This window comes from Chryseobacterium paludis (genome assembly GCF_025403485.1).
GTDB classification, from domain to species: Bacteria; Bacteroidota; Bacteroidia; order Flavobacteriales; family Weeksellaceae; genus Chryseobacterium; species Chryseobacterium paludis.
In genome coordinates this window covers 2,444,330-2,456,953 of sequence record NZ_CP099966.1, presented here as the reverse complement: position 1 = coordinate 2,456,953, position 12,624 = coordinate 2,444,330, and the positions used below count along the sequence as shown (strand labels likewise).

Genomic DNA, 12,624 nt, shown 5'->3' with positions numbered 1-12,624 from the left:
CTTTGGACGCATTTTTTGTCTATAGAAAACAAAAAAAGGAAAAGATTGGACAGTGTAATCTTTCAAAGACTAGATTGCAGGATTCTGCTAATGTTTGTCCTGGAGGCAGAAAGAGAATTAACCAAAAGTTTCCTTATGCTGTGGAAATACAAATGTAAGAAAAAGTTTTAAAAATGAATTCTTAGATTTTTATTATTTATCCACAAACTAACATTAACTATAAGTAAATGTGTTGATTAACTGAAATCGTCAAACGGGTTATTAAAATAAAGATGACCGCTTAGATTTCGATATTTTATTTTTTTAACTTTCTATTCAAATGTGATTTTAATCGGATTCTCCAGTTTATTGTTGCTGTAAACAATGAGGTCTCTATTCTTCGTACTGATTTTATTCCAGTAATGATTGCCAGCAAATCTGCTTTCCAGAACTTCAGCATCTAAGCCATTCTCGGAAATTTTAATTTCATGTGGGTAATAAAAGAACTTTGAAATCTGAAAATCATTTATTTCATTTTCATTAAAAATATTTACTTCTCCAAAAAGCTTTGCTACATAAGAATTATAAGGTTCTTTATAAGTTTCTTCAGGATTGTTGTTTTGAATTAATCTGCCATTTTGGAGGATAACGATCTGATCAATCCAAGGCATAATATCCTGAAGCTCATGAGTAGAAATAATTAAAGAGATATTGTGCTGTTTTACATATCTGAAAAGTCTTTCACGAAGTTCTATTTTTCGTGGAAAATCAATATTACTAAAAGGTTCATCCAGAATAAGTAATTTAGGTAACACCGAGAGTGATCTTGCAATGGCAACTCTTTGTTGCTGACCGCCACTTAAATTTTTTGGGAAAACGTTACCATATTCCTCCAGTCCTACCACCTCAAGAAGCTCCGCTACAGTTTCACTTTTTTTAGCTAAATTAATATTTGAAATAAATTTCCCCACATTATCAGCAACCGTTGAATAAGGCATCAGATCAAAATTTTGAGCTACAAATTTCATTTCAGCTTCTCCCGGAACAAGATTTCCTTTAGGACCTAAAAGTGGAATTCCATCAAAAATAATTTCTCCACTTTCCCAGTCTAAAAGTCCATAAATTAAATTTAATAATGTAGATTTTCCACATCCGCTTTCTCCTGCCAATGCAATGATTTTGCCCTCCTCAAATCGTATATTCAGGTTTTGGAAAAGCGGTTGATCTTCGCGGTGTGAAAAGTATAAATTGTTTATCTCTAATAGCATATTACAAATGTAGTATTTTTATAAAAGAATTATTTTTTTTATTATCTTAGCGGACGTAATAAAAAAATATCAAAAATGAGAAAAAAACTGTTTTATTTCGTTATCCCTGCCGTTTTTGCTACAGCTGTAGTGGTTTCTTGTAAAAAAGATAAACCGCTTACCAGCGAAAGTAATGATGTTGCAACTACAAAAGATGGTACTCAATATGCATTAGATACTTTAAATAGTAAAATAGAATGGAAAGGATATAAAGTATTTAAATCCGAAAGCACAAGCCATTTTGGAACGATCAAGTTTGAAAGTGGAGATCTTACAGTAAAAGAAGGGAAACTGGAAAGTGGAAAATTCGTTGCTGATATGAATTCTTTAACATCAGTTGATTTGAAAGATGATGCTGACCAACTGGGAAAATTAAATGGACATTTGAAAAGTGGTGATTTTTTTGAAGTTGAAAAATTCCCAACTGCTTCTTATGAAATTACTAAAGTTACACCGGCTGCTGAAGGTGATTACAATACCTTGTTAGATGGTAATTTAACAATTAAAGGAATTACAAAACCACTTCAGCTTAAAGCTAATGTTTCTGTGAAAGAAGGAGAGGTAACTGTGGCAACTGAGCCAAAAGATATTAAAAGAGAAGAGTTTGGGGTGAAATTCCAGGCTCCTGCTGAAAACGGGGTCATTAAAGATGAGGTAACTCTTCAGATCAACGTTAAAGCTTTAGAAAAGAAATAATTTTTTTATTTAAGTGAAATAAGTGATTGAAGTCTGCCTCTGAATAAGGGGCAGATTTTTTTTATGATAAAATAAGAAAGTTTTTAAACTGAAAAATCGTATTTTTGCAAAACATTTTGAAAGGGTAAAATAATGATAGAAAAGATAGAAGAACTACTCGTTGAAGTAAACAGCTTCAATACTACATCTAAAGAGGAAATCGAAAATTTCCGAATCAAGTATAATGGTAAGAAAGGAGTTCTAAACGATTTTTACGAAACATTAAAAGAAGTTCCTAATGATCAGAAGAAAGAATTCGGACAAAAGGTTAATTCTTTGAAGCAGGCTATTGCCATAAAATTAGAAGACTTGAAAAGTGCTTCTGCATCTTCTATTATTCTGGAGAAAGATGATCTTACGAAACCTGCTTTTCCCTTAGAGCTTGGATCAAGACATCCTATCAACTTGGTGAAGAACAGAATTATTGAGATCTTCAAATCTATTGGATTCGCTGTAGCAGACGGACCTGAAATTGAAGATGACTGGCATAACTTTACAGCACTTAATCTTCCCGAATATCACCCGGCAAGAGATATGCAGGATACTTTCTTTATAGAGCAAAATCCGGATATTCTGTTGAGGACTCATACTTCTTCAGTACAGATCCGTTATATGGAAGAAAACCAACCGCCCATAAGAATTTTATCTCCGGGAAGAGTTTTCAGAAATGAAGCGGTATCTTCTCGTTCTCACTGTATTTTCCATCAGATTGAAGGTTTGTATATTGATGAGAATGTAAGTTTTGCCGATTTAAAACAAACGATTCAGTTTTTTACTACTGAGCTTTTTGGAAAATCTAAAATCAGAATGAGACCTTCTTATTTCCCTTTTACTGAACCTAGTGCAGAGATTGATGTATATTGGGGATTAAACTCAGAAACTGATTACAGAATTACAAAAGGTACTGGTTGGTTAGAAATTATGGGTTGCGGGATGGTAGATCCAGCCGTATTGAAAAATGTAAATATTGATTCAGAGAAATATTCAGGATATGCTTTTGGAATGGGTATCGAAAGAATTGTAATGCTTCTTTATCAAATGAGTGATATCAGAATGTTCTTCGAAAACGATATCAGAACTTTAGAGCAATTTAAAACTTTATAATAGAAAAGCCTCCGATATTTCGGAGGCTTTTTACTTCTTATTTATTGTGGTTTACTTTAAAAGTAAAATTTAAAAAAGGTCATCTATTATTTTGTAAACTTCAGCGGATACTTCACATTTTTATAATCATCAATACTTGCCTTTAAAGAACCAACTGCTAATTCAGCTTTTAACAGCATAGGTACGTGGTTAGCATCATTTGAAACCCACATGGTAACGCCTTCTTTTTCTTTAAATACTCTTCCACTTATTACTGAAGGAATAATTTTTAAACAATTGATCTTTCCAAACTTTGTTTTTAGGTCTTCGGTACCGATCACTTTCAAACGGAAAGGAAACATTTCATCATCAATCCATACGTTCATGTTAATGACTGTTCCTACTTTTAAATCTGTCTGACTTTGACTTCTCAGGTAATAGAAACAGGAAAGCATGTCCTGTACTCCTTTTACCGACTTTATTACCTTGGAACCATTAGCAGGTGTTTTTTTATCAGTTAGGATCAGTGTGTTGTTGTTGTGATTGAAGACCGTTTCAAAATGTTGGCGATAGCTGCCTTCTTTTACATTTCTTACATAAAAACTGGGAAGTCCTGTTTCTGTATTAATGAAGCTTTCATACAAATCATCCACCTTGAAGAATGCTTTTACAGCACCAGATGTTTGTCCTGTTCCCTTTACATACAAATGCGGAGAACCTTTGTAGGTTGTCTTTTGTGTTGTGAGGGTTGCATTTCCAGCGGTTAGAATTCCGTAATGGATTCTAAAGGTAATAGATTCACCATCCGCTATATTTTCAATCTGACCAAAGCCCAAAAAGAATACGAATAATGCAAGGATATTGAAAATTTTCTTCATACTATGGTTTTTACAAAAACGCTGCCAAAATTAAAATTTTTCTCTTTTTCCTGTTATTTGATAAATCTCAGGTTTTTATTTAGACTCAATTAAATCAGCTTGTCGTTAAAATTAGTAAATTTGCAGCTATATGTAAAATTAAATTTTGTTATGATTACTACTGATATATTGATTATAGGAGCAGGGCCAACTGGACTTTTTGCAGTATTTGAAGCTGGTTTGCTTAAAATGAAATGCCATATTATAGATGCTCTTCCTCAACCTGGAGGACAATTGGCTGAACTTTATCCTAAAAAACCTATTTTCGATATTCCAGGTTATCCTTCAGTAAATGCAGGAGATTTAGTTGATAACTTAATGGAACAGATCAAACAGTTTCAACCGGGATTTACCTTAGGAGAAACTGCTGTAACGCTGACTAAAGTAGATGAAGAGTGGTTTGAGGTGATTACAAATAAAGGAACAGTACACAGAGCAAAAGCAATTGCTATCGCAGGTGGATTGGGTACTTTTGAACCTAGAAAACCAACTATTGAAAATATTGCCGACTATGAGGAAAAAGGAGTTGAGTATTTTGTAAAAGAGCCTGAGCATTTCAGAAATAAAAAAGTAGTAATCGCCGGAGGTGGAGATTCTGCTTTGGACTGGAGTATTTTCTTGTCAAATGTAGCAAGTGAAGTGACTCTGATTCACAGAAGAAATGAATTTAGGGGTGCTTTGGATTCTGTTGAAAAAGTTCAGGATCTAAAGAATGCCGGAAAAATAAAATTAATTACTCCCGCTGAGGTTATTGGTGTGAAAGGAGAGGGTAAGGTTTCTGCAATCACTGTGCAGAAAGATGGAGAAGAAGCTTATGATCTCGAGACAGATTATTTCATTCCTTTATTTGGTTTAACTCCAAAACTTGGAGATATTGCCAGTTGGGGACTTAATATTGAAAAGAATGCCATTGTTGTAAACAATGCTCTAGATTATCAGACCAACATTGATGGAGTTTACGCGATCGGAGATATCAATACATATCCTGGTAAATTAAAGCTTATTCTGTGTGGTTTCCATGAGGCAACATTAATGTGTCAAAGTGTTTATAACAGATTAAATCCAGGTAAAAAATACGTTTTAAAATATACAACAGTAAGTGGAGTAGACGGATTTGATGGAAGCCGTAAAGAAGCAGAGAAAGCAGTTGTGAAAAAAATTGACTAATTTTGCAAAATTATGTCAGATATCAATATAAAAATTACCGATAGAGAGGGGGTAGCTCATGACGTTGTTGCACCAACGGATATGTCTATGAACTTAATGGAAATTATCCGTTCATATGAATTAGCTGAAGAGGGAACAATCGGTGTTTGTGGAGGAATGGCCATGTGTGCTTCATGTCAGGTCTATGTGATCAATGATCCGGGATTAGTGGAAATGGGAGATGAAGAAGATGCAATGTTAGCGGAGGCTTTCCATGTGAAGGAGAACAGCAGACTGGGTTGCCAGCTGCATATGGTAGAAGAAATGGAAGGACTTGAAGTGGAAATTGCTCCATACCCCTAGAAAATTTTTAACTTAAAAATATAAACTCCTGAAAAATATTTTTCAGGAGTTTTTTGTTTATCTCAAAGAATACCTTCATTATTATTTTTATTGAAACATTCTAATAAAAAATCGATAATTCATTTTGCAAAAAAATATCCAAAATCAAACGACTTTGGATATTCAATATAGAAATTTTATTGTTTTATTTCTGAGGAATATTCGCTAAAATTTCTTTTAGGAAGCTCCAGAACTTTTGTGCTGAAGGGATATTTGCTTTTTCATCTGGAGAGTGAGCTCCTCTGATGGTAGGTCCAAAGCTTACCATTTCCATTTCAGGATAATTAGCTCCAATGATCCCACATTCTAAACCGGCATGACAAGCGACAACATGAGGCGTTTCTTTGAATTTTTCAGTATAGATCTTTTCCATTAGTTGAACGATCTCAGAACCTGGTTTAGGCTTCCATCCCGGATAAGAGCCACTAAATTCTACCTGCATTCCAGCCAATTCAGAAACAGACTTTAATTGCTCTGCAACCGCATATTTGTTTGAATCTACAGATGATCTTGAAAGGTTTAAAATTCTTAAACTTCCTCCTTTCAATTCTACTCTTGCTACATTATTAGATGTTTCTACAAGATCTTTTACATCTGGGCTCATTCTATAAACCCCATTATGAAGAGATTTTAAAACTAAAATGATCTTTTTAGAATCTTCTTCAGAGATTGCTTTGTCAGAACTTGTTGAGTTTTCAATATTGATTTGAAGGCCTGGTTCCACAGTGGCAAATTCCTCTAAAATTTCTTTTTTAAGACCATTTGCCAGCTCTTCAATGAACTCATTGGCATTTCTTACGGAAATTGTGGCAACAGCCTCTCTTGGAATAGCATTTCTTAAGCCTCCACCATCAACTGAAATAAGCTGTATATTTTCTTTAGCTAAGCCATTATAAAGCAATCTACTCAGGATAATATTTGAATTTCCAAACCCTTTGTGGATATCCATTCCCGAGTGTCCACCTTGTAAACCTTTGATTTCAATTCTTACAATTTGTCCTTTAGAATCTTCTAATCCATAATTCTGAGTAATCGTAACGTCAATTCCTCCTGCACAACCGATATCTATTTCATCGTCTTCTTCTGTATCTAGGTTTAATAAAATTTGTCCGGTTAGCTGACCTGGCTTTAATCCTAAAGCTCCCGTCATTCCTGTTTCTTCATCTATTGTGAAAAGTGCTTCTAAATCAGGATGAGGAATATCAGAGCTTTCTAAAATTGACATGATCGTAGCTACCCCTAAACCATTATCAGCTCCTAATGTAGTTCCTTTGGCTTTTACCCAGTCCCCATCAATCTCCATTTTAATTCCTTCAGTTTCAAAGTCAAAATTAACATCACTGTTTTTTTGACAAACCATATCAAGGTGCGACTGTAGGACAATAGATTTTCGGTTTTCCATTCCAGCAGTAGCTGGCTTTTTGATAATAACGTTCCCTACTTCATCGACTGTTGTAGGTAATCCTAAATTTTCACCAAATGCCTTGATGAATGCTATTACTTTTTCCTCTTTTTTTGAAGGTCTTGGAACCGCATTTAATTTGGAGAAATTTTTCCAGATAATTTGTGGTTCTATGTTGGATAATTCCATAAAATTTATTTTTATCAAAATTACGAAATAAAAAATGCTCCCGTAAATTCAGGAGCATTCTTTTTATTGTGTTATTGTGAAATGAAAAATCACTAAAATAATAAATCGTTGGATTGGAAGGTTATAAATTAACGCCAGTACAATAATAAACGATTTTGCATTTTAGTACTTTAATAGTTATTTGATTTTACTTTTTAACATCCACATTCACCATAAATTGGTAAAGTGATTACAGTGCCATCTGGTTTTTCTATTGTAATCGTACCTTCAAATAATAAGGCTTCTTCACCTTTTATTTTTTTACCTTTTACTGAAATTTTATAGTTATCATTTTCAATCTCTTTCGTCAATTGTTCATCAGCTTCCATATCACTGGATGAGATAAGATTCATTGCTAATCTTTTTCCGTCCAATTTCATATATGCTGTTTTTCCGGCATCATCTGCGTAGATGTATTTTTCCGCTTCAAAATCAGCTTTGCTTTTTGCAAAATAACATGAGCATTCTTTGATTTCTTTCGGGAATGTGATCGTTTCAACTAAAATTTTTCCTGATGCTTCTACTTTCGAAGAGTCCTGAACAACATTCAGTGAATCTTTAGGTGCAGAATTGGAAACAGGTTCTTTGTCTTTTTTACAAGCGACTAATAAGAGCGCTGAAAAGAGAATAATAAGATATTTCATTGTTTGTGGTTTATTGCATTTATCCTCTGGCTCTTTCCAATAGAACCATCATTAATAAAGAAAGTACAACTAAGCTTTCGTCTTCGTCATCAATATCAATCAATCTGTCAAGCTGAAATCTTCTGCCAAAGAAAGAAGGCATTTTTTTAAGTTTAAAATATTCCTTGCCATCCACACCTCTTACCGTATAAGCAGGGTTAAGGAAATATCCTGTAAACATTCCGATAATTGGAATTTCACTTACCATTCCATCAAAAAACTTTGTCCATGCATTATCTTCTGCTACCGTAAATTTTGGCTGATCATTTGAGTCCAGAATATTGTAAGTGGATTTCCACAGAGAACGCATTCCTTTTCTTGCTAATCTTCCAAAGTTCTTTTTATCAATCAGATCATTTAAAGAATAAGAAGCATTAAAATCGATCCATTTGTTAGCCTGTATTCTGAAAAGCTCCTGAGACTTGCTTTCATCATTAAAAACAATAACATCTTCTTTAAGTTTAAACATTTTTTGACGAACATAGGCAACGTAATTTCCATTTTTGTCCGTAATGTTGAAATCACTGGCTAATGTTGTGATTTTAAATTTAAAATCCAGTGGATAATTAAGGTTCTTAAGTACCATTTAGTTTATTTTTTTCATATAATTCTCAAAGATAGATTTTTTATTGGAAAGGAGAGTATTTAAGCTTTGTAAACCCTTAAATACTCATCTTTTTATATTATTTTTGTAATTATGGATTATCCAAGTAAAGTTTTGGCAAAAGCAGTGGATGAGATTTCAGGACTTCCCGGAATTGGCAGGAAAACAGCTTTGCGTTTGGCACTTCACTTATTGAAACAACCGAATTCCAGGGCAGTAGGTCTTGGAAATTCTCTCATCAATCTTGTTAATGAAATAAAGTACTGCAAAGAATGTCATAATTTCTCTGATTTTGAAATTTGTGAGATATGCAGCAGTTCTAAAAGAAATGACGAAGTGATCTGTATCGTAGAGGATGTTCGTGATGTTATTGCGATTGAAAATACGGGGAAATATACAGGGAAGTATTTGATCTTGGGTGGAAAAATTTCTCCAATGGAAGGTGTAGGTCCTAACCAGCTGAATATTCCAAGTATCGAAAGAAAATTAAATGCAGGTGTAGTAAAAGAGTTTATTTTTGCTCTTAGTGCAACGATGGAGGGTGATACTACAGCCTACTATATTTATAAAAAATTCAAAAATTTCAATGTGAGCTTCTCAAGTATTGCCAGAGGTATATCAGTAGGGGATGAGCTTGAATATGCAGATGAGATCTCTTTGGGTAGATCGATTATCAACAGACTTCCTTATAACGAAAAGGACTAAAATGAACACAAAACTATCAATTGTAATTGTTAATTATAACGTTACTGGATTACTTAGAAATTGTCTTTTATCTATTCAAAAATATATAGAGGGAATTGCATATGAAGTAATTGTCATTGATAACGCTTCTACAGATGTTTCATGGAAAGATCTTATCACGGAATTTCCGGAATTTCATTTTATTGATTCTGAAAATAATGAAGGTTTTGCTAAAGCTAATAATAAAGCTATAAGAACGGCAACCGGCGAATATATTCTTATCTTAAACCCTGATACGGAACTCGAAGGCTTTTATATGAATGATATTTTAAGCTTCGCTGATTCACAAACTGATTTTGGATGTTTGGGTGTTAGAATGCATGATGCTAATGGTGTATTTTTGCCTGAAAGTAAGCGTTCTGTTCCTGATATGTTCAATTCTTTTGAAAAGTTATTTGTCAATTTTAAAAATAACAATTCAAAATCTTATTATCGAAATGATATCGGTGAAAATGAAATTAATGAAGTAGAAGTGATCACGGGAGCTTTTTTTCTTGTTAAAAAAGATATTTATGAAAATGTAGGAGGCCTGGATGAGGCTTATTTCATGTATGGAGAAGATATTGATCTTTGTTATACCTTGCTCAGAAGTGGCTTGAAAAACTATTATTATGGTAAGGCTTCAATACTGCATCATAAGGGCGAAAGTACAGTAAAAGATGAGATTTACCTGGAAAGGTTCTATGGAGCAATGGAAATTTTTATCAGCAAATACTATAAAGAATCAAAACCGATTCAGTATTCATTTTTAAAAGCCGGATTAAGACTTCGACACAAAATAGAAAAGATTAAATTAAAATAAAAAGCAACTCCGGTAGAGTTGCTTTTTAAATATATAAAAATATTATTTGCTTATTTAGCTGGTGCAATAGGAGTCTTTGCAGGTGTGCTTGTTTGAGAAGCAGGCGTAGATTGTTTTGCAGGAGCTTCTTTCTTAGCTGGTTGTTGAACCGGAGCTGTTTGTGAAGGTTTTCCTGTAACAATAACGCTTATCAGAATAAGAACGATGATCGTTCCTCCTAAAGTCCATGTTGCTTTTTCCATGAAGTCATTGGTTCTTTGTACTCCAAACTGTGCAGATGATGCACCTCCGAAAGTACTCGAAAGGCCTCCACCTTTAGGGTTTTGAGCCATAACAATAATTACTAGTAAAATGCTAGCAATCATAACAAGAACCATCAATAGTATAAATATAGAATCCATTAATTTGATATCTTTTTGAATGGGCAAATTTAATCTTTTTTTACCGAATGACAAAATAAGATTTTAGTAAAAAGAAAAAACGACAACATTTGTTGCCGTCTTTTCTTTAAAAGAGATTATCCTTATTTAAAATCAGAATCTTTTGCCTGATTGATCTGATAAGATTTTATCGCAAGGTTAATATCCATTCCGCCCATATTTTGAAGAATCGTATGAGGCAATTTCACGCCAGATACATCTTTATAATCGGCATAGCTTGTAGGAGTAGAGCCCTGTTCTCCAGCTTTTACTTCTCCGGTTTTTAATCCAGTTTTTACGCTGTAGTAGTAAGTGTCTTTTGCATTTTTCACTACATAAGAATCTTCATTGTTATATTTTTCGATTCCTGCTAATTTGTATTCCGCAGACTTAGCGAAGTTTAATTCCGGAAATAGTTCTTTTTCCTGAGACATTTCTGTTTTCTGTTTGTCACTTAAAGGAACTTTTTTTCCTTGAACTTCCATATAACCATCTTTCCCGTCAAACACAATTTTTTGAACTGTATTTCCCATCATGCTGATGTTCATAGCCATTTTTCCTTCTTTTGCCTGTATCATTTTCATGGTCATATCCATTCCCTGTACTTTAGTAGTAGCTTCGCTAGAAATAGAAGTGATTTTCTGAACAGCAGCTAATCCACCAATTGCATTGATGTATTTGTCAGCAACAGAACCTATTGTAACGCTTGCGTCAACTTTTTGAGCGGCAGGCTTTGCTACAGGATTGGCATCTTTATCAAAATATTTTACAGGGTATCCTAATTTTTCCAATCCTTCAGAAATGTCAGAAGCTTTACCAGCAATGAAAATTCTGCTTTGATTAGGAAGGATCGTAGCTTTTACAGCGTTTGAAACATCAGCAGCAGTTACTTTATCAATTGATTTCAGATAATTTGTATAGAAATCAGAAGGAAGATCCTGAACTTTTTGATTTAAAGCAAATCTTGCGATAGTCTCAGGTTTTTCTAAAGACATAATGAAGTTTCCTTTCAGTTTAGCTTTAGCGTTTTCAAGTTCTTCCGGCTTTACTGTAGAAATTGCATTTAGCTCATTCATAAATTCTTTAACCGCTTTGTCGGTAACTTCATTTCTTACACTTGCTTCAGCGGAGAAATCAGGAGAATACTTACTGGCACTCATGCTGGAGTAAGCTCCATATGTGAACCCATTTTTCTCACGAAGGTTCATGAAAAGTCTGGCCTCACCACCACCACCTAAAATGTAGTTAGCAATTGTTGCAGGGAAATAATTGGTATCCTTCATTTTCAGTGTATTCAAGTTTCCTACAGAAACTACTGACTGTACTGCTGAAGGTACGTCAACAACATTAATTTCGGTTTTAGCTACGTTTGAAGCGGGTTCTAATGCTGTAAATGCAGTATTTGATTTTTTCCAGCTATTAAATGCCTTTTCAATCAAAGATTTTACCTGATCATATTTAACATCTCCAACGATCACTAAGTATGCGTTGTCTGGAGAATAGTATTTTTTATACGTATTCTGAACATCTGCAAGCTGAATTTTATTGATGGATTCAACGGTTTCAAATTCTCCTCTGGATGTGTTTTTTCCATACTGTAAAGCATTAGAAACTCTTGATGCAATAGATGAAGCGTTTTTTTCTTCAGATTTTAAACCTTCAATTGCTCTTTCTTTGGAGCTCTGAATTTCTTCAGCAGAGAATTTAGGGTTTATAATAGCATCAGCCATTAAACCTAATACTTCTGGGAAATATTTTGAAAGTGAACTCGCAAAAGCGCCCGCTGAAGAAAAGCTTAAGTTAGCACCTAAAAAGTCAACCTTTTTATTGAATTCGTCTTTACTGATGTTTGTTGTTCCGTTTTCGAACTGTTCTGCCATGATCTGGCTTACACCTGTCACATTTCCTTCATAATAAGGAGGTCTGTCCATAGAAAGATTAGCGCTTACTCTTGGTAATTTGTTGTTTTCTACAACCATTACCGTAAGGCCGTTGCTTAGTTGGAAAGTCTTTGGCTTTGCAATGTTAATGGCAGGAGTGGGTCCTGGCTTTGGCATCGCATTAATATCTATTTTTTGTGCTGAAAGCATTCCAGTAAATAAAAATGCTACCGCTATATATGTTAATTGCTTTTTCATTTGTAAATAATTGTTTGTTATAATCACTTTTAAAC

General features: G+C 33.9%; 13 protein-coding genes. 6 read left to right on the top strand and 7 right to left on the bottom strand.

Features of this window, described 5'->3' with window-relative positions:
* Positions 1–311: 311 nt before the first annotated feature.
* Positions 312–1,247 carry a sulfate/molybdate ABC transporter ATP-binding protein gene (locus NG806_RS10980; RefSeq protein ID WP_261513066.1) on the bottom strand — a complete coding sequence of 312 codons (936 nt, stop codon included), beginning with the start codon at positions 1,245–1,247 and terminating at the stop codon, positions 312–314.
* A gap of 75 nt (positions 1,248–1,322) precedes the next feature.
* On the opposite strand from NG806_RS10980, the gene NG806_RS10975 reads away from it, so the two are divergent.
* Complete coding sequence (locus tag NG806_RS10975) at positions 1,323–1,982, top strand: YceI family protein (RefSeq protein WP_214828934.1); 660 nt, start codon at positions 1,323–1,325, stop codon at positions 1,980–1,982.
* 132 nt (positions 1,983–2,114) lie between these two features.
* A complete protein-coding gene (gene pheS, locus NG806_RS10970; RefSeq protein WP_214828936.1) occupies positions 2,115–3,125 on the top strand; it encodes a phenylalanine--tRNA ligase subunit alpha in 1,011 nt (336 codons plus the stop codon).
* A gap of 86 nt (positions 3,126–3,211) precedes the next feature.
* Here pheS and NG806_RS10965 read toward each other — a convergent pair whose 3' ends face one another.
* A complete protein-coding gene (locus NG806_RS10965; protein WP_214828937.1) occupies positions 3,212–3,982 on the bottom strand; it encodes a DUF3108 domain-containing protein in 771 nt (256 codons plus the stop codon).
* 150 nt (positions 3,983–4,132) lie between these two features.
* Here NG806_RS10965 and NG806_RS10960 point away from each other — a divergent pair, with 150 nt between their 5' ends.
* Both NG806_RS10960 and NG806_RS10955 read left to right on the top strand, forming a co-directional pair.
* Positions 4,133–5,188 carry an NAD(P)/FAD-dependent oxidoreductase gene (locus tag NG806_RS10960; protein ID WP_214828939.1) on the top strand — a complete coding sequence of 352 codons (1,056 nt, stop codon included), beginning with the start codon at positions 4,133–4,135 and terminating at the stop codon, positions 5,186–5,188.
* Between the two features lie 12 nt (positions 5,189–5,200).
* A complete protein-coding gene (locus tag NG806_RS10955) occupies positions 5,201–5,530 on the top strand; it encodes a 2Fe-2S iron-sulfur cluster-binding family protein (RefSeq protein ID WP_089029176.1) in 330 nt (109 codons plus the stop codon).
* A 184-nt stretch (positions 5,531–5,714) separates the two neighbouring features.
* Here the strand turns inward: NG806_RS10955 and NG806_RS10950 are convergent, their stop codons facing one another.
* The 3 genes from NG806_RS10950 to NG806_RS10940 form a co-directional block, all read right to left on the bottom strand.
* Positions 5,715–7,160: an aminoacyl-histidine dipeptidase gene (locus NG806_RS10950; RefSeq protein WP_261513063.1), complete on the bottom strand. Its 1,446-nt coding sequence runs from the start codon at positions 7,158–7,160 to the stop codon at positions 5,715–5,717.
* Between the two features lie 194 nt (positions 7,161–7,354).
* Entirely contained in the window at positions 7,355–7,843 is a 489-nt protein-coding gene (locus NG806_RS10945; protein ID WP_261513062.1) for a hypothetical protein, read from the bottom strand.
* Positions 7,844–7,862: 19 nt separating this feature from the next.
* Positions 7,863–8,468, bottom strand: a complete 606-nt coding sequence (locus NG806_RS10940; protein ID WP_261513061.1) for an LURP-one-related/scramblase family protein — start codon at positions 8,466–8,468, stop codon at positions 7,863–7,865.
* Positions 8,469–8,579: 111 nt separating this feature from the next.
* Here NG806_RS10940 and recR point away from each other — a divergent pair, with 111 nt between their 5' ends.
* Together recR and NG806_RS10930 are read left to right on the top strand one after the other, a co-directional pair.
* Positions 8,580–9,191, top strand: a complete 612-nt coding sequence (gene recR, locus NG806_RS10935) for a recombination mediator RecR (protein WP_214828947.1) — start codon at positions 8,580–8,582, stop codon at positions 9,189–9,191.
* 1 nt (position 9,192) lies between these two features.
* Positions 9,193–10,032, top strand: coding sequence for a glycosyltransferase family 2 protein (locus NG806_RS10930; protein ID WP_261513060.1), 840 nt, complete (start codon positions 9,193–9,195; stop codon positions 10,030–10,032).
* A 50-nt stretch (positions 10,033–10,082) separates the two neighbouring features.
* Here the strand turns inward: NG806_RS10930 and secG are convergent, their stop codons facing one another.
* Complete coding sequence (gene secG / locus NG806_RS10925; protein WP_214828951.1) at positions 10,083–10,433, bottom strand: preprotein translocase subunit SecG; 351 nt, start codon at positions 10,431–10,433, stop codon at positions 10,083–10,085.
* A 122-nt stretch (positions 10,434–10,555) separates the two neighbouring features.
* Positions 10,556–12,589, bottom strand: coding sequence for a M16 family metallopeptidase (locus tag NG806_RS10920; RefSeq protein WP_261513059.1), 2,034 nt, complete (start codon positions 12,587–12,589; stop codon positions 10,556–10,558).
* Positions 12,590–12,624: the final 35 nt, after the last annotated feature.

Excerpts from the sequence above, each read along its gene's own strand:
- NG806_RS10980 (WP_261513066.1), bottom strand. The coding sequence starts at position 1,247 with ATGCTATTAGAGATAAACAATTTATACTTTTCACACCGCGAAGATCAA.
- NG806_RS10975 (WP_214828934.1), top strand. The coding sequence starts at position 1,323 with ATGAGAAAAAAACTGTTTTATTTCGTTATCCCTGCCGTTTTTGCTACA.
- pheS (WP_214828936.1), top strand. The coding sequence starts at position 2,115 with ATGATAGAAAAGATAGAAGAACTACTCGTTGAAGTAAACAGCTTCAAT.
- NG806_RS10965 (WP_214828937.1), bottom strand. The coding sequence starts at position 3,982 with ATGAAGAAAATTTTCAATATCCTTGCATTATTCGTATTCTTTTTGGGC.
- NG806_RS10960 (WP_214828939.1), top strand. The coding sequence starts at position 4,133 with ATGATTACTACTGATATATTGATTATAGGAGCAGGGCCAACTGGACTT.
- NG806_RS10955 (WP_089029176.1), top strand. The coding sequence starts at position 5,201 with ATGTCAGATATCAATATAAAAATTACCGATAGAGAGGGGGTAGCTCAT.
- NG806_RS10950 (WP_261513063.1), bottom strand. The coding sequence starts at position 7,160 with ATGGAATTATCCAACATAGAACCACAAATTATCTGGAAAAATTTCTCC.
- NG806_RS10945 (WP_261513062.1), bottom strand. The coding sequence starts at position 7,843 with ATGAAATATCTTATTATTCTCTTTTCAGCGCTCTTATTAGTCGCTTGT.
- NG806_RS10940 (WP_261513061.1), bottom strand. The coding sequence starts at position 8,468 with ATGGTACTTAAGAACCTTAATTATCCACTGGATTTTAAATTTAAAATC.
- recR (WP_214828947.1), top strand. The coding sequence starts at position 8,580 with ATGGATTATCCAAGTAAAGTTTTGGCAAAAGCAGTGGATGAGATTTCA.
- NG806_RS10930 (WP_261513060.1), top strand. The coding sequence starts at position 9,193 with ATGAACACAAAACTATCAATTGTAATTGTTAATTATAACGTTACTGGA.
- secG (WP_214828951.1), bottom strand. The coding sequence starts at position 10,433 with ATGGATTCTATATTTATACTATTGATGGTTCTTGTTATGATTGCTAGC.
- NG806_RS10920 (WP_261513059.1), bottom strand. The coding sequence starts at position 12,589 with ATGAAAAAGCAATTAACATATATAGCGGTAGCATTTTTATTTACTGGA.